Here is a 16,386-nt window from a genome sequence, read left to right as displayed (position 1 = left end):
CCCCCCGCACGAAAAAAAGAGCGCCCCCGGCCGCGGGTCTTTGCCCCGCGCTCTCCATCGCTTACAGGCTCCGCATGTTCAAAGAGCGATGCTTGCAAGGCAGGACCGCGATCGTGACCGGCGGTGGCACGGGCCTCGGACTCTCCATGGCGCTCGGCCTCGCTGATCTCGGTGCGAACCTCGTGCTCACGAGCCGCGACCCCGGGCACATCGAACCCGCATGCGAAAAGGTGCGCGAGCGCGGCGGAAAAGCCCTCGCGGTGCGCTGTGACGTCAGGCACTTCCCCGAGGTCGAGGCCATGGTCGCCGAGGCCGAGCGCACGTTCGGATCGATCGACATCCTGATCAACAACGCGGCCGGAAACTTCCTCTGCCCCACGGAAGATTTGAGCCCCAACGGCTTCAACGCCGTCGTCTCCATCGTGCTGAACGGCACCTTCCACGCGACGCTCGCCGCAGGGAGGCGGATGATCGCGGCGGGCAAGGGCGGCGTGATCCTGAACATGCTCGCCACGTACGCGTGGACGGGCTCTGGCTTCGTGATCCCGAGCGCGTCGGCGAAGGCGGGCGTGATGGCGATGACGCGCTCGCTCGCCGTCGAGTGGGCGAAATACAAGATCCGCGTGAACGGCATCGCGCCCGGACCCTTCCCCACGGAGGGCGCATGGAAGGCGCTCGTGCCGGAAGGCATGGACAGCATCGGCAAGAGCAAGGTCCCGCTCGGTCGCTACGGTGAGCACGAGGAGCTCGCGAACCTCGCGGCATTCCTGGTGAGTGATTATTCGGCGTACATCACGGGGGACGTGATCACGATCGATGGCGGCGCGTGGCTTTCCGAAGGCGGCACGTTCAACCAGATCGCCATGATGGAGCCCGACACGATCAAGCCCGTCATCGCGATGATGCGAGGCGGTAAGACCAAGTCGAGCGGCTGATGGCCACCGCGGAGGCAGCCGGGCCGCCATCTGGATCGCCGTGGGACGATCCCATCGACGAGGCGCCGCTCGTCTTCCTGGACCTGGAAATGACGGGGCTCCGGCCCGCGTCGGATCGCGTGATCGAGCTCTGCGCCGAACGCACGCGCGGCAGCCGCGTCGAGGCGTCGCTCACGACGCTCGTGCGTCCCGACGACGGCACGTTCGGCAATGCCCACGTGCACGGCATCCAGCGCGAGGACCTCGCGCACGCGCCGACGTTCGTGGAGATCGCCGACAAACTGCTCGCCGTGTGCGAAGGCGGGATCCTCGTCGCGCACGCGGCCTCGTGGGACGTGACGTTCCTGGAAGCGGAGCTCGCGCGGGCGAAGCGGCCCGAACGGTTTCCGTTTTTCCTCGATACCCTCGTCCTCTCGCGTCGCGCCTTCGCGCTGCCGACGCACGCGCTCGGATCGCTCTGCGCTTCCCTCGGCGTGGCGCAGGCCCGCGCGCACCGGGCCGAGGACGACGTGCACGCGCTGCGCGAGGTCTGGAAGAAGATACGAGAGGTGCTCGCGCCCGCGACGCCGCGGGATCTCTGGCACGTTCGTATCGGACAACGCCACGCGCGTCCGGCCATCGTGGCGGCGGCCGTCGCGGCGGCCGAGATCGGGAGACCCGTGCGTCTGCGCTACCGCCCCGCCCATCGCGGGCCCGAGGACCTCGAGTTCTGCGTGACGAGCGTGCGAACGGACCTCGACCCTCCGCGGGTTCTCGGCTATCTGCTTCCCTCGCGCAGCCGCAGGGAGCTACGAGCCGATCGGATCCTGCTGATCGAAGCTCCCGGCGAAGCGGGAAAGTAGAAAGCGAAACGTCCGTGGGAAGCAGTATGTCTCGACGAGATTCCGATCGGCCGCTGGGCCGCGTCTCCCTCCTCGGCGCGGCCGCGCTCGCGCTGCTCCTTTCCGGGTGTCCCACGGCGGGCACGCTCCAGAATGCGCGGCCTGCCACGGCCGACAAATGGTTCCAGCGCGCGACGCAGGACTTCAAGGTCGCCGACATCGACGACGCGCACGACGCCGTCAAGCGGGCGCTCGCGATCGTCCCCGACGACCCCGAGGTCCGCAAGCTCGCGGCCCGCATCGCGCTCGCGCGACTCGACTACGCCGAGACGCTCCGCCTCTTGAAGGGCATCAAAGGCTCGGAGGCCTCGGGCCTGCGCGGCCGGGCGCTCTGGTACAAGGGCGACCTCGAAGCCGCCGCCGATCAGCTCGACGCGATGCTCAACGATCCCGACGTCGTCGACGACTGGGCCAAGGGGATCACGAAGCTCGCGCGGCGCGGCTCGGGGCGCACGCCGTTCGCGCTCTCGGGCGCGCTGCTCGCCGCGGTGGAGCTCCCGCACGTGAGCCCTCTCGCGCCGTTCTTCGTGGTGCCGGTCGAGATCGACGGCGAGAGCGCGCTCGCGATGATCTCCACGGGCAACGCCGAGGTCGTGCTCGACAGCGCGACGCGCCCCGAGCCGAGCTGGATCTCGCTCCGCTTCGGCAAGAAGCTCGAGGTGCACGACGTGCCTGCGCTGACGCAGGACCTCTCGGGTGTCTCGAAGCAGATGGGCGCGCCGATCAAGGCGCTGCTCGGCGTGAACCTGCTCCGGCACCTGCACGCGACGATCGACTACGACGGCCACCAGTTCGTGGCGCGCAGCTTCGCGCCGCCCCCGCCGCCCGACGCGACGCGTGTCGATCTCTCGTACATCCGCGGCGGCGGCATGATCCTGCGCGGCAAGTTCGGCGGCGAGCGTGGCGAGCCCGTGAGCTTGCTCCTCGACACGTCGATGACCTTCCCGCTCGCGCTCGACGAGGGCGGCTGGAAGAAGGCGGGCTCCGTGGCGAAGGATCTCAAGATCGTGGCCGAGGATCCGGAGCAGAAGCTGCGCGAGGGCGTGGTCCCGATGGTGCGCCTCGGCGCCTTCGACGTGCCCAAGGTGCCCGGCGTGTTCGGCACGCCCGTCGACCAGATCGAGCGACAGATCTCGCTCGACATCGACGGCGTGCTCGGCACGGGCCTGCTCGCGCCGTTCCGCGTGACGTTCGGCGATCAGGGCCGCCTCATGTGGCTCGAGGACACGGGGCTGCTCATCCAGCGCATGCTGGCCGAGAGCGGCGGCGGGCAGCCGTATCCCGAGGACGCGATGCCGGGGATGCCCGATCCGCTTTCGCCCTTCGGTCCGCAGCCGGGCCTCGGCCAGCCGGGTGGCCTGGTCCCGCAGCCGGGCGGTGGCCTCGCGCCTGGAGGCAACACGTCGCCCGGAGGCAACGCGCCCGCCGGCGGCGCGAAGCCCCCGAAGAAGGCCCCGGAGCGCTGAGCCATGCAGCACCCGATCGCCGTCTACGCCGGCAGCTTCGATCCCCCGACGCTCGGGCACCTCGACCTGATGGAGCGCGCGGCGAAGCTCTTCGACCGCGTGATCATCGCGATCGGCCGTCACCCGACGCGCAACCCGCTCTTCAACTTCGACGAGCGCCTCGCCCTGCTGACCGAGGTGACGAAGGGCATCCCGAACCTCACGGTCGACTCGTTCGAGGGCCTGCTCTTCCAGTATTGCGAGCGGGTCGGCGCGCGCGTGATCGTGAGGGGCCTGCGCGCCGCGACGGACTTCGAGTACGAGCTCCAGATCGCGCACGCGAACGCGGACATGGCGCCGCACATCGACACGGTCTTCCTGCCGACGCGCACGAATTACGGATTCGTCTCGGCCTCGCTCGTGCGTGAAATCGCGAGCCACGGCGGCGACGTGAGCCATTACGCGCCGCCCGCGGTGAGCGAGGCGCTCCGCAAGAAGTTCGGCCGCTAGCGATACGGGTTCGGACGCTCCATCGCGAGCAGCGTCCGCACCACGTACGGCACCGACGCGACCCCCGCGAGCTCGGCAAGCGCATAAGCGATGTGCTCCCGGCTCGCATGCGGCGGGATGCCCACGCTCGCGATGCGGTAGCCCTCGCGGGACAAGTCTTCCACCGTCTCGATCTGGACGGCGCTCACGGTCTTGTAGACGGCGATGCGCAGCCGCTTCGGCCGGAGCCGGTCGAGGGCGCGCATGGCGAAGTCGATGCGGTCGAACTCTTCGGGATCGTGGTACTCGACGAGGCGCCGCGGATCGGTCTGCTCGAAGCGTGCATCCTGAAGCGTGGCGCGCGAGCGCATGGAGGAAGCGTAGCCCGAGGCCGCGGGACGGGACAGCCCCCGGGCACGGTGCCCACGGAAACCCTGTTGCTCCGCCCCCGCGTCGCGCCGACACTCCCTCCATGCGGCTCGGCTCGTCCCTTCTCTTCGCGCTCGCCTGCGCCTCCTGTGCAGCTCAGCCCGAGCGCTCTGCCACCCCCGTCGTCGAGGTCGCCGCGCCCGCCGCGAACAGTTCGGCGCGCGCGCAGGGTGCGTCCGAGGACACGGACGAGCTTGACGACACCGACCGCGACGGGATCCCCGACGACACGGACCGCTGCCCGGGCGAACCCGAGGATCGTGACAGTTTTGCGGATGATGACGGCTGCCCCGACATCGACAACGACAGAGACGGGGTCGCGGACGCGCATGACAAGTGCCCGGACGAGCCGGAGAACCGGGATGGTTTCGAGGATGAGGACGGCTGTCCGGAGACCCCGAAGATCCTCGCGGCACGTGCCTTCAAGGAGGCGATCTTCGCCTCCAATCGGGGGGACTTCGCCGAGGCGCGGCGTCGATTCGAGGACGCGTACCGCATTTTGCCGGGCGATCTGGTCCTCTTCCACCTCGCGACGACCGCGCTCGCCCAGAAAGACCACGCCGCGGCTTGCCAGTATTACAAGCAATGGCGCGCGTCGCCCACGGCGCAGACGAAGCCCCGGACGATCAGCGCGCTCGACGCTTGTCCCTGATCACTCGAACGTCGCGCGTACCACCCCGAACTTGTTGTTGAGCTCCGGCGTCGTGAGCTTTTCGAAGATGCGCGGGCCTCCGAGCTCGTTCGCGAGCGAGCCCATGCGGCCGTGCTCGGTCATGAAGTAGAACGTCTTCACGCCCTTCTTCTTCTGCTCGAGGACATAGTCCTGGAACTTCTTGCCGCTGGAGACGAAGGCCGGGAGGGTATTGCCCGTGTAGAAGTTCTCGCCCTTCCAGTTCATCTGGAAGGCGATGACGGGCCCGGGGATCTCCTGTTTGGCACGGTAATACGCGAGCACGGTCTCGCGTTGCCCCCAGTGCGGCGAGGTTTTCACGAAGTACACGTCGATGCCCCAGGCGGCGAAGAGCACGGACACGGCGCAGAGGCCCGTGACGACGTGGCGGCGGGCGCGGGCCCAGACGAGGGCGAGCGTGAAGAGAGCGGCGGCGCAGGTGAAGAAGAGGAGCGCGGGCCGGAAATCGAGCGTCGAGGGGAACGCCCGCTTGTAGTTGTAGGTGAAGAGGTGGAGGAGCCGCACCGGGCCGAGCATGCCCTCGCGCGCGCCCATGAGATCACGGCCCACGAAAAAGACGAGGAGGCCTCCCGCGATTCCAGAGGCGCCCCAGAGGACTCGCTCGTATTGCTCGGCGAATGCGTCGGTCACCTTTCGCGCGCCCGAACGTTGCACCATCTCGTCGAGCAGAATGCCCGTGAGCATCGCGGCCGGCGGGAGGGCCGGCATGATGTAATGGTGAAACTTCGTCAGCATCAGCGTGAAGAGCGCGAATGCGAAGAGGAACCACATCGCGAGGAAGATCGAGGCGTCGCTCTTGCGATCGCCCTCCTCGCGGCGCCGGAGCCATGCGACGAGCGCCGCCGGCACGAGGCCGGTCCAGGGGAACATCGCATAGCCGAGCTGCCAGACGTAGAAACGGAAGCCTACGTCGTCGCCCTCGTTCGTGTCGTGCACGTGCGTGAAGGCGCGCTTGAACATGTCGTGGAAGAGCAGCCGATCGGTGAACGGCTGCCCGTGCCGCGCGTACATCGCGACGAACCACGGCAGGGCCACGGCGAGCAGAATCAAGAGGCCGGCGACGATTTCGAGGCGCAGGAGGTCCCGATAACGGCGCGAGACGACGATGTACGCGAGGGCGCAGAGCACGGGCAAACCAAAACCCGCGGGCCCCTTGGCCATCGTGGAGAGGGCGGCGAAGAACCAGGCCGCGAGGAAATAAAGACGCTGCGCGCGCCGCTCGCCCCAGCACATGTAAAGCAGGAGGCCGAGCGCCTGGATCCAGAGGATCGCCTGGAGCGCGGGCTGGAGGCCCTTCAGCACGGGGAAGGCGTCGCCGCAGGGCTGGTTGCCCGGCAAGCCACAATTCATGGGCGAGCCGGAGCGGAAGGCGTCCGTGTGGAACCGCAGCGAAAACGGGTTCGGGATGATCTCGACGTTGCGCGAAAGCAGGTAGAGGATCTGCGGCAATGCGCAGGCGATGATCACGCCGAGGACGAGGTGATATGCGGACAGGCGATATTTCGCGCCGAACGCGGAGACCTCGTAGACCCGCACCTCGCGCTCTTCGTCCTCGTGAATGCCGAGCAGGAAGAGGGCCATCGCCGCGGACATCGTGGCGACGAAGGGCATGTCGGTCACGGTCTGGTGCGAGACCAGAAACCATTGCGGCATCGTGGTGAGCACGAGGCCGCCGAGGAAGCCGGCGCGACGACCGAACACACGCGCGACGGCCTTGTAGAGGAGATACGTCGCGACGAGCGTGAGCAGGAAGATCGGCAAACGCACGGCCCATTCGGGCCAGGGCTCGCGGCCCTCGGCGACGGCGGAGAGCATGGCGCCGGGTTGATACCGGACGCCGAAACTCGCCATCGCGAGCGCCTGCACCCAGAAATCGAGGATGGGCTTCGACCAGAACCAGCCATCCTGCGCCCACCAGAGCGAGATCCAGTCGTTCCGCGCGAGGATCTCCCGCGCGACCTCGCCATAATGGGTCTCCCACGGATCGCTGAGCGAATGGCTGCCGAGCGCCGGCAGGTAGAGGAGCGTGACGAGCGTGACGAGCCAGAAGCCGTGGCGGCGCAGGAGCGGGATGGGTTTGCCGGCGGGATTTTTCTCCCAGGCGCCGAGTTTGTCGCCGACGCGGTAGACGGAGGCGACGGCGCCGAGAAAACACGCGGGCACGGCAAGGCCAGCGCCGATGGGGCCGATGTAGCCGGCGACGGCGAGGGAGACCGCGCCGAAGAGGCCGAGGACGGAGCCGCCAAAGAGGCCGAGGGGCCCCACGAGGTCGGCGAGCGCGAGCCGCTTGGCGACGCGGTCGTCGGGGTCGTCGAAGGTGCCGCAGAGGTCGAGGAGGCCGAAGGTGGCGACGAGGATGGCGAGGAACCCGAGCGGAACGCCGACGCGGTACTGCGGGCGCAGCGCCATGAGGAGGAAGGCAACGAGCGCGCCGGTGGCAAGCGTGGAGGTGCCGCGGACGAGCTGGAGAGGGTTGCCAGGGCGGAGGAGAGGCTCGGGGGCGGGGGGTTCGTCGGATTCGTCGGCGTCGGGGTCGTCCGAGTCCGCTTCCGCTTCCGCGTCCGCTTCCGCGTCCGCTTCCGAACCCGCTTCCGCGTCCGCGTCCGGGCCGGCTTCCGTCTCCGTCTCCGCGGCCGGCTCTGTTTCCGGCCGGTCGGCTTCCTTGTCGGCTTCGTCGGTCGGATCTTGCTTGATCTCGCTCATGGCTCGCGGGCTCGGGGAGGCCATGCACTAGCAAGCCTGCGGGCGGGGGCAAAGGGGGAGGTTTCTCCTACCGCGGGAACTGTGGTCGGAAGGGACAGACGCGAAATCACACCTCCTTGTAGAATGCACACCATGACAGAGGGGTGGACGACGGACAGGGAAGTGCTTTCCATGCCTCGCTCCCTTGGCGATGCCAAAGCGACGTGGAGGGAGTTCGCGCGGTTCGTGGTCTGCGCGCTCGGCTGGGTGGTGCTCGTCGGTTCGACCACCGGGTGCATGGTCGACGACATGCCGGCGCTCTCCGACATGGTGACGACGGTGAAGTTGCGGGAGTATTACGGCAATCCGAACAACTACACGGGGATCACGTACAACCAGGCGGTGGGCCTCCAGTTCCAGAGGGACGTGCTGGGAGCCTTGCCGGGGCCGAGGGTGCTTTCGTCGAACAGGAAGGTGTTCCCCTCGGCGTGGCGCCAGGAGGCGAGCAACGAGCGCTTCCGCGGCGTCATTCCCGACGGCGTGACCGCCGCGGTCGAAGGGTTTCACGGACCCCTCCCGCCGGTCATCAGCACCCACCCCGAGAGCACGTTCGTGGAAGTCAAGGCTGTCAAGGGGGTCGTCAACCTGGAGTACGCCCAGTACCAGATCCTCGGCATGCTCGACGCGCTCTCCAAGTCGCCGGCGGCCTTCTCCACAGGACCCGATCGGGCTTATCCCTCGCTGTACTTCGTCGTAACCGGTGACACATCGATCGGAACGGACGTCGGGGCCCGTGCTGCCTCCCTCCAGATCCTGGTGTGGGTATCCCCGGTGCGCGACCACGGGGGCGGCGAGCTTCAGGTGGCTCCCCCTTGGTGCTTCAACTGCGACGCGGTTTTCCCCGGAAAGCAACTTCCCGCCCCCACGCTCCCCGGCCCGTCGTTCTACGTTCAGAAGCTGCGCGCCGCCAACGATCGGGGCCTCGACAAACCGATCCTCGACGACGGCCTTGTGGGCCACCCTGGAACGCCTGGCAATACCCGCCCCCACTGAGAGGAGCCTTATGAAGAAGGACCCGCGTCATCGTCGCCCTTCCAACGGAAAAGGCTGGGCCCAATGCTGGTCGGTCACGAAATCCGAGGTGAAGGCACTCTTGGCCGAGGGGAATTGGACACGGGACCCCGAGAATTGCGAGCCGTATCTCTGGGAGGCATACGTTTCTGACCGCGGCGAGCTTCTTCGAGTGAAGTCGAGCGGCCGCGGCGACCTCTATGCATCTCGCCAGGAGCTCATGCAGAAGCGCGAGGAGTTGCGAAATCGCCCCCCCGAGGTCCCGCGTCACATGCTCGAAGGGCACCTCCCCCAAGGCCCGCATTTCGTCGAGGCCGTCCCCTCGCTCATCGACGAGCTCGCCAAGCTCCTCAAAATCCCCCGCGAGTCGCTCGACAGCTCCTTCGACAGTCTCCAGCTCGTCGACAAAGCCTTGAAGAAGGTCCGCCCCAAGAAACGGATCCTCGAAATCCCGAACCTCTTCCCGGGCCTCATCGCCTACACCGGCGAGGTCATGCGCAAGGCGACCGGCGGTGAGTGGTGGCTCAACGAGGTCGCCGGGCCGATTTACGAGCCCTATATCCGCTACGGCCCGGGGAGCCGGTACATGGACGCGTGGGGCGAGATGTACAAGTCGATCACCGAGCCACGCGCGCTCTCCGTCGCCACCATCGTCTACGCCGAGCTCGCGCACGCGGGCGGCAGTGGGCCGGTCTTCGTCACCGACGTCGACGAGGAAAACGAATACGAGACAACCGTCGAACGCGTGAAGCTCCTTAACGGCCAGGAGGTCTATCGTGTGGGGGTGCGACGCCGGACCCCGTAGCTCACCCTCGCATCTGTGGTCGGAAGGGACAGACGCGAAATCACACCACCTTGTAGAATGCACACCATGACAGAGGGGTGGACGACGGACAGGGAAGTGCTTTTCATGCCTCGCTCCCTTGGCGATGCCAAAGCGACGTGGAGGGGGTTCGCGCGGTTCGTGATGTTCGCGCTCAGCTGGGTGGTGATCGCCGTCTCGACGACCGGGTGCATGGTCGACGACATGCCGGCGCTCTCCGACATGGTGACGACGGCGAAGCTGCGGCAGATCTACGGGAACCCCAACCACTACGAGGGGATCCGGTACAATCAGGCCGTGGGGCTCCAGTTCCAAAGGGACGTGCTCGGAGCGTTGCCGGGGGGGAAGGTGCTCTCGTCGAACAGGAAGCCGTTCCCATCAGCCCTGCGCCAGAACAAGACCGACGGTCGCTTCCGCAGCGTGATCCCCGACGGCGTGACCGGCGCCGTCGAAGGGTTCGATGGCGCGCTCCCGCCCGTCATCAGCACGCACATGGAGAGCACGTTCATCGAGGTCAAGGCCGTCAAAGGGGTCATCGGCCTCGACTACGCGCGGTACCAGATCCTCGGCATGCTGGACGCGCTCGCAGCCTCGCAAGCGGCCTTCTCCACAGGACCCAACCGGGCCTACCCCTCGCTCTACTTCATCGTGACCGGCGACACGTCATTCAACACGGAGGTCCAAACGGAAGCCACGCACCGCCAGATCCTGATGTGGGTCTCCGGGGTCGTCGATGAGGGAGGCGGCAAGCTCAAGGTGGCGCCGCCCCAGTGCCACAATTGCGACGCCGTCCTTCCGGCCAAACGCCTCCCAGCGACCCTGTACGGCTCGTCGTTCCACATCGACAACCTCAGGGATGCCGGCGATCGGGGCCTCGACAAACCGATCCTCGACGACGGCCTCGTCGGTTACCCCGGAACGCCAGGCAACACCCGCCCGCATTGAGAGGAATGTCATGGAGAATGACCCGCGAAAGCGCCGACGCTCTACGCCTGAGGATTGGGCGAAGGGATGGCTCATCACGAAGGCCGAGGCCAAGGCGGTGTTGGCCGAGGGGAATTGGACACGGGACCCCGAGAACTGTGACCGTTTTTGGGAAGCATACGTCTCCGATCGCGGCGAGCTGCTCCGCTTGCGGCCGCGGGGACGCAGCACTCTCTACGCGTCTCGCCAGGAGCTCATGGAGAAGCTCGAGGAAATGCGAAACCGCCCCCCCGAGCGCCCCTTCCACATGCTCGAAGGCAACCTCCCCCAAGGCCCGCATTTCGTCGAGGCCGTCCCCTCGCTCATCGACGAGCTCGCCAAGATCATCAAAATCCCCCGCGAGTCGCTCGACAGCTCCTTCGACAGCCTCCAGCTCGTCGACAAAGCCTTGAAGAAGGTCCGCCCCAAGAAGCGGATCCTCGAAATCCCGAACCTCTTCCCGGGCCTCATCGCCTACACCGGCGAGGTCATGCGCAAGGCGACCGGCGGCGCGTGGTGGCTCAACGAGGTCGCCGGGCCGATTTACGAGCCCTATATCCGCTACGGCCCGGGGAGCCGGTACATGGACGCCTGGGGCGAGATGTACAAGTCGATCACCGAGCCACGCGCGCTCTCCGTCGCCACCATCGTCTCCGCCGAGCTCGCGCACGCGGCCGGCCGTGGGCCGGTCTTCGTCACCGACGAGGAAAACGAATACGAGACGACCCTCGAACGCGTGAAGCTCCGTAACGGCCAGGAGGTCTATCGTGTGGGGGTGCGACGCCGGCCCCAGTAGCTCGCAAACTCCTGGACGAACCTCCGGTTTGCCCTCGCACCCTTGGGCAAACCTTTCGTCTTGACCGCCCGGTTGTTGACCGCGTACGCTGGCTGTCATGAAGGCAGTACAGTTCGTTTCCGGCGGTGCAGCGGGGCTCGCGCTGCTCACCGCCTCCCAGGCTCACGCAGCAGATCCAACGAAGGACCGAGATCCAGGGGACCGGACGTTCTACCCGACGCCCGTCGCGTTTGAGATCGGGCCAGCGGTTCAGCTCGGCGGCCCCCACCCGTACCCGATCAGCATAGGCGGGCGTGTCGGGATGCACGCCAGGATTCATCGGTACTTCTCGCTCGGCGGTGACGTCACGTTCACGCAGACGGTTCGTAAGGAGGCGGTTTTCGGAGCGCCGATCGGCGGCTCCCATTTTCGTATTGCCGCTCGCGCCTGCACACACGCGTCGATCATGTTCTTCTGTCTCGCCGGCGCGATGGCAGGCATGACCGTCGTGAGCGCCAACAACATCGCCAGCGGCGGTTTCCCCAACGATGTCCACTTTTTGCCGATGCTCGGAATCGGAGCTGATTTTCGTATCAACGATTGGTTCAAAATCAAGCCCATGCTGGAGGGTGGGCCGATGGTGGGCGTGCCGGTCACGATGATCGACCACCAACCCGATCAGGTCTACGAGCCGTTCCCGCTGTTCGGCACACTGTCTATCAACTTCGCCATCACGCTGCCGACGCTCTTGAAGCCCGGGGAGGAGCCGAAATGAGAACGTTATCGCTTGGTGTCTTGGCGGCTGTCGCGATGCTGTCGATGGGCTGCGAGCGCAAGGTCGCAAATGCGTACTCGTGCCCTCACCCGGATTGGACTCACGTCGACCACGAGGGCCATTCAGACCCCTGCCATGTCGTGAAACCTCCGGCTCCGGAGCCAGAACCGTGCCCGGGAGATTGCCTTCCCATGGGCCCGGCTGGTTTCCGTCGCGAGCCGCTCCTCCTTTGGACGGGAGACGCTACGGCTGTGGACCCGGGCTGTCCCGATCACGCCAAGGGCGAGTATTGGACCGGGAACACTGGGCTTGTCGCGTCCCCGGATTGCCCTCTCTGCACGTGCGGGCCCTCGGAGTGCGTGCTGCCGGTGGGCATTGCAGCTTCTCCCGGGCAGTTCTGCGGCGGGCCGACTTTCACGGATCTTCTGGCGCCGGTGCCGTGGGACGGTTCGTGTACGTCACCGATGACGCTCGACCCTGGCACCTTCGGCTCCGTCGTGATCCCTCCGCCGATGGCTGACGCGTGCGAGGTCATCGAGGTGCCGCCTCCCCCGAAGGCCAGCGGAGACTTCTCGTGGACGACGAGAGCACGGGCTTGCGACGGGCTCGTGCAAGGGCGATGCGACGCGTCGGACCTCATGTGCAGTCCAACCGCCAAGCCCCCGCCTCCGGGCTTCCAGCAGTGCATCGTGTACACGGACCCGGTGGACGAGATCGCGCTCCCGACGTGCCCCGAGGCCTACCCGGAGCAGCTCGTGTTCTACGCGGACGTGGACGACCAGCGGCAGTGCACCCCGTGCGCGTGCGACGAACCGCTCGGCAACCAGTGCATTGCGCAGGTGTCGGTTTTCCAAGATCCCGTCTGCGGAGGGCAGCCGATGCCGCTCTTCGAGAATTACGCGATCGGCCTGGGTGATCCCGTCGCGTGCGTCACCGTCATGGGAGGAGCATCGCTAGGGGCGTTCTCGGCCTCGTGGGGCGTCAACGAGCTTGGGGCCTGCGTGCCCAGCGGAGGCCAGCCGTACGGCGAAGCCAAGCCCGCAAAGCCGAAAGTCTTCTGCTGCCAGCCGCCTCCGGATGAGTAGGCCCATCCACTTTTCCCTTGCGTCCCACCTACTCCCCTCCGTACGCTCCCCCACCCTCAACCCCTAGAAAGGACCCCCCATGCGTCGCCTTCGCCCCACCGACGGCACCCCCGCCCACAAGCGCACCGGCGGCTATCACCGCACGAAGGTCAAGACGGGCAATACGAAGCTCCACGCCGACCTCCATGAGGAGATGTCCCTCAAGCTCGCCGACCTCAAGGCGAAGGCGCGCGCTCATGAAGACGCGGAGGATGACGCGGTCGCCGCCTCGGCGACGAGTGACGCGGCGGAAATCGCCCTGGAGAACGTGATCCGTGATATCGACGGCGACCTGGCCAAAGTCGATCGCGAGGACCAGACGCTGAATGCGCGGGCCACCGTGTTCCCCGAGGGGTATGGCAAAGAGATCGACCCCGAGGGGGCATCGCAGCTCAAGACCCTGGATGCATTGCGGGATCGAATCGCCAAATTCAGCGGTCACCCGCTCGTCAGCGCGATGCTCACGAAGTTCGACGCGGCGCACCACGCGTTCAAGAAGGCCATCGAGGCGGAGGAAGCCGCGGAGGACGCGGTCGAAGCCGCATTCCAGGCGGAGCTCGACGCGCGGAGGGCCATCCGGGAGCAGCTCGAAAGCGCCTACGGTCGTCTGCGCGATTTCTACAAGGCAAGGCCCGCGCTCGCCGAGACGTTCTTTCTGAAGGAAGGCCGGCGGCGGGCAGCGAAAGAGCCCAAGGGCTGAGCAAGACCGGTCGCTGAGACGCGCGGGCGCTCGCAACGTGCGTCCCTCGCCAGATTTCGCGTTTCTACATCTCGCAGCCGTCGCCCCACCTCGAAGAACGCCGCCTCCGACACGGCGCAGGACGCGTCCCTCCGGAAGGACGCGCCCTCCGCTCGCGCGGAGACGTCATCCTTCCGCCGAGACGCGCCCTCCACACCAGCCCGCGCACGTTTTCTGCCGAAACGACACGTCTTTCACGACGTCGCAACCGTCGTCCTTCCAGGCATCCACGTCCTCCCCCGCCTTGGAGCGCGCGTCCTTCCGGAGGGACGGGTCCTGCGAACCGTCGCGGCGCGCATTCTTCGCCAGGTCCACGCGTTCCACCCTCGTGTTTGCTGGTTTCCGGCTACAAAACGCCTACGAAAACCGGGGAAACACGCGCAAACACCGCCCCGCCCCCCTGGCACACCGGCTGCCCGCTCGCTCCCTCACCATGCCCGCGCCTCCCTCCCCTGCGAAGCCCTTGCTCACGCTCGCCGCGTGCTTCGCCCTCGCCGCGTGCGAGCCTGCTCCCGAGCCGTCCGCTCTTTTCACCCTCGATTCCGACGCGCCGACGCCGCTTCCGGCACCCGAGGCCCAGGCCACGTACACGATCGACGTAACCACGCCGCTTCTCCTCGATCTGCGTGGAGGCGCGACCGGCGATCCTTACGCATTGACGTGCGCGCAGGACGAGCTCGTGGTCGGGCTTCGGGGGCGAAGTGATACGACGGTGAGCGCGCTCGGGCTGGTTTGTGCGCGAATGCTGGAGAATGGCACGTTCGCGAATCGGGATGAGAGGCCGATGATCGGGGGGACGGTGGGGGACGAGTTTTCCTCGGAATGCCCGCAAAACGAGGCCGTCATCGCCGTCCGGGGCCGCGCCGCGACGACGCTCGACCGCATCGGCGTGCGCTGCGCCCGCGTGCGGCCCTGGGTGCAAATGGGCTCGCCCGGAAGCATCGAGCCCTCGTTTGGCGGCGTCGGCGGCGTGCCGTTCACGGATACCTGCCCGCCCGGGTATTTCCTGCAAGGCGTGCTCGGGTATGCGGCGGGGACGATCAACAGCACGCAAAGCTTGTGCGTGCCGATCGTCACCTGAATCGTCACGCGGCGGCGCCGGCGGCGGCTTTGAGCTCGGAGCTATTGACCCGCGTATAACGCGGCGGCGCTTCGAGCGAGAGGCGGCGGCGCACCTCGTCGACCGGGAGCGCGAGCATCGACGCCCAGTCTTGGCCCGGCAGCCACGCCGCCTTCTTGCCGCGGCGGAAACCGTCGAGGATCACCTGGCGCGCCTCGGGTTTGCCGATCGTCTTCATCAGGCCGATCGCGACGATGAGCGCGATCGCGGGGTTATTCGTCTGCGCGAGGGAGAAGGCGAGCAAAGCCGTCTCGCCGAGGACGTCGCCCTGATATCCGACCGCGGCGTGCCACAGATCGTGCGTGTCGCGCATGCGGGCGTGCACCCATTCGGCCGTCTCGGGAAGCGGCGTTCGCCCCGTCATGCCGCGCACGGCGGCCGCGCGAATGCCCTCGGCCGAAATGTTCTCGCGCTCGACGAAGGCCAAGTAGGCGCGGCCGAGCGTGCCCTCGGGCAGACGGGCGAGCGCCTCGCGATCGACGAGCACGTCGACGATGTCGGGGCGCTCGGCGAGCAGCTTTCGCCCCGTCTCGCTCTTCGCCATGCGGTCGGCGATGCGCTGCATCGTGCCGCCCGAGAGCGCCTCGATGATGGTGAAGACCTGCGGCAGGTCGTCGGGATCGGCGGCGAGGGTGCGGGCGGCGCGGAAAGCGCGACCGAACTCGATGCGGGCGTGCGACTTGGCCATGGGAAGACCTCCGAAGCAGGGATGATCCGGAAGATGTACATTATGAACAATCTTGTCAACAACTACCGACAAGATTGTCGGCAACACCAGGACATGCGACGTTGGGGACGTGTCCACCTCGCGTCGCGAAACGAAACCCCGCGTTCGTCGGGACGCTGAGAGCGCGCGCGCGCTCATCCTCGAGGCCGCGGAGAAGCGCCTCGTGTCGAACGGCCCCGCGGGCATCCGTCTCCAGGAGGTCGCCGCCGACGTCGGCGTGTCACACCCGACGGTGCTCCACCACTTCGGCAGCCGCGAGGCGCTCGTGAAGGCGGTCTGTAGCCGCGCGCTCGCATCGATTCATCGGCAGCTCATCGAGGCGATCGAGGCTTCGAGCGGCGACGAGGCGCAGCTTTCTGCGATGCTCGAAGCCGTGTTCGACGCGCTGACGAAGAGCGGTCACGGGCGCGTGCTCATGTGGCTCGCGCTCGAGGGCGAGCCGTTCGATTCCGTCGACGTGCGCCTCGCGGACGTCGTCGACGCGACGCACGTCATGCGCAAGGCGAAGCGAAACGAGAAGGGTCTCAAGCAGAAGACACGCGAGGACACCGCGCACGTCGTGGTGCTCGCGGCGCTCGCGCTGCTCGGCTCATCGGTCCTCGGGCGGACGATGCTCGCGAACGCCGGGCTCGAAGGCGACGACGACGCGGGCGCGCGCTTCCGTGCATGGCTGACGCGCGTGCTCCTGCGACACCTCGATGGCGAGTGAAGTCGGCC

17 protein-coding genes are annotated in these 16,386 nt (G+C 67.2%); 14 read left to right on the top strand and 3 right to left on the bottom strand.

From position 1 onward, the window contains the following. Nucleotides 1–74 precede the first annotated feature (74 nt). From KEG38_RS06685 to coaD, 4 genes are read left to right on the top strand one after another with little or no spacing between them, the layout of a single operon-like run. Nucleotides 75–935 carry an SDR family oxidoreductase gene (locus KEG38_RS06685; protein WP_272418226.1) on the top strand — a complete coding sequence of 287 codons (861 nt, stop codon included), beginning with the start codon at nt 75–77 and terminating at the stop codon, nt 933–935. Beyond that, nucleotides 935–1,777: a 3'-5' exonuclease gene (locus tag KEG38_RS06680; RefSeq protein WP_272418225.1), complete on the top strand. Its 843-nt coding sequence runs from the start codon at nt 935–937 to the stop codon at nt 1,775–1,777. The genes KEG38_RS06685 and KEG38_RS06680 overlap by 1 nt, the downstream gene beginning before the upstream one ends. Nucleotides 1,778–1,803: 26 nt before the next feature. Beyond that, nucleotides 1,804–3,282: a tetratricopeptide repeat protein gene (locus KEG38_RS06675; RefSeq protein WP_272418224.1), complete on the top strand. Its 1,479-nt coding sequence runs from the start codon at nt 1,804–1,806 to the stop codon at nt 3,280–3,282. Nucleotides 3,283–3,285: 3 nt separating this feature from the next. Further along, entirely contained in the window at nt 3,286–3,771 is a 486-nt protein-coding gene (gene coaD, locus KEG38_RS06670) for a pantetheine-phosphate adenylyltransferase (RefSeq protein WP_272418223.1), read from the top strand. Here coaD and KEG38_RS06665 read toward each other — a convergent pair. Then, the gene (locus tag KEG38_RS06665; protein ID WP_272418221.1) at nt 3,768–4,121 is read right to left on the bottom strand and encodes a hypothetical protein; all 354 of its coding nucleotides are present in this window, start codon (nt 4,119–4,121) and stop codon (nt 3,768–3,770) included. The two genes, coaD and KEG38_RS06665, sit on opposite strands and share 4 nt — an antisense overlap. 101 nt (nt 4,122–4,222) lie before the next feature. On the opposite strand from KEG38_RS06665, the gene KEG38_RS56395 reads away from it, so the two are divergent. Then, on the top strand, nt 4,223–4,831 hold the full coding sequence (locus tag KEG38_RS56395) for a hypothetical protein (protein WP_272418220.1): 609 nt from the start codon (nt 4,223–4,225) through the stop codon (nt 4,829–4,831). On the opposite strand, the gene KEG38_RS06655 is transcribed toward KEG38_RS56395, so the two are convergent. Continuing rightward, nucleotides 4,832–7,573, bottom strand: a complete 2,742-nt coding sequence (locus KEG38_RS06655) for an ArnT family glycosyltransferase (RefSeq protein WP_272418218.1) — start codon at nt 7,571–7,573, stop codon at nt 4,832–4,834. A gap of 171 nt (nt 7,574–7,744) precedes the next feature. On the opposite strand from KEG38_RS06655, the gene KEG38_RS06650 reads away from it, so the two are divergent. The 8 genes from KEG38_RS06650 (at nt 7,745) to KEG38_RS06615 (ending at nt 14,903) form a co-directional block, all read left to right on the top strand. Continuing rightward, complete coding sequence (locus tag KEG38_RS06650; protein WP_272418217.1) at nt 7,745–8,605, top strand: hypothetical protein; 861 nt, start codon at nt 7,745–7,747, stop codon at nt 8,603–8,605. Between the two features lie 190 nt (nt 8,606–8,795). Then, nucleotides 8,796–9,428: a hypothetical protein gene (locus tag KEG38_RS06645; protein WP_272418216.1), complete on the top strand. Its 633-nt coding sequence runs from the start codon at nt 8,796–8,798 to the stop codon at nt 9,426–9,428. A gap of 105 nt (nt 9,429–9,533) precedes the next feature. Further along, nucleotides 9,534–10,391 (top strand): hypothetical protein, encoded by an 858-nt coding sequence (locus KEG38_RS06640; RefSeq protein WP_272418215.1) that lies wholly within the window; start codon nt 9,534–9,536, stop codon nt 10,389–10,391. A 253-nt stretch (nt 10,392–10,644) separates the two neighbouring features. Next, nucleotides 10,645–11,205: a hypothetical protein gene (locus KEG38_RS06635; protein WP_272418214.1), complete on the top strand. Its 561-nt coding sequence runs from the start codon at nt 10,645–10,647 to the stop codon at nt 11,203–11,205. A gap of 97 nt (nt 11,206–11,302) precedes the next feature. Further along, complete coding sequence (locus KEG38_RS06630) at nt 11,303–11,959, top strand: hypothetical protein (protein ID WP_272418213.1); 657 nt, start codon at nt 11,303–11,305, stop codon at nt 11,957–11,959. Between the two features lie 464 nt (nt 11,960–12,423). Continuing rightward, on the top strand, nt 12,424–13,044 hold the full coding sequence (locus KEG38_RS06625) for a hypothetical protein (RefSeq protein ID WP_272418211.1): 621 nt from the start codon (nt 12,424–12,426) through the stop codon (nt 13,042–13,044). A 79-nt stretch (nt 13,045–13,123) separates the two neighbouring features. After that, complete coding sequence (locus tag KEG38_RS06620; protein WP_272418210.1) at nt 13,124–13,783, top strand: hypothetical protein; 660 nt, start codon at nt 13,124–13,126, stop codon at nt 13,781–13,783. A 472-nt stretch (nt 13,784–14,255) separates the two neighbouring features. Beyond that, entirely contained in the window at nt 14,256–14,903 is a 648-nt protein-coding gene (locus KEG38_RS06615) for a hypothetical protein (RefSeq protein WP_272418209.1), read from the top strand. Nucleotides 14,904–14,907: 4 nt separating this feature from the next. Here the strand turns inward: KEG38_RS06615 and KEG38_RS06610 are convergent, their stop codons facing one another. Continuing rightward, complete coding sequence (locus KEG38_RS06610; RefSeq protein WP_272418208.1) at nt 14,908–15,630, bottom strand: Coq4 family protein; 723 nt, start codon at nt 15,628–15,630, stop codon at nt 14,908–14,910. 109 nt (nt 15,631–15,739) lie between these two features. Between KEG38_RS06610 and KEG38_RS06605 the strand changes: the two genes are divergently transcribed. After that, complete coding sequence (locus tag KEG38_RS06605; RefSeq protein WP_272418207.1) at nt 15,740–16,378, top strand: TetR/AcrR family transcriptional regulator; 639 nt, start codon at nt 15,740–15,742, stop codon at nt 16,376–16,378. The last annotated feature ends 8 nt before the right edge of the window (nt 16,379–16,386 follow it).

The organism is Polyangium jinanense, assembly GCF_028435265.1.
GTDB classification, from domain to species: Bacteria; Myxococcota_A; Polyangia; order Polyangiales; family Polyangiaceae; genus Polyangium; species Polyangium jinanense.
Note: the sequence above shows the minus strand (reverse complement) of the source record. Positions and strands in the feature narration are given on the sequence as shown.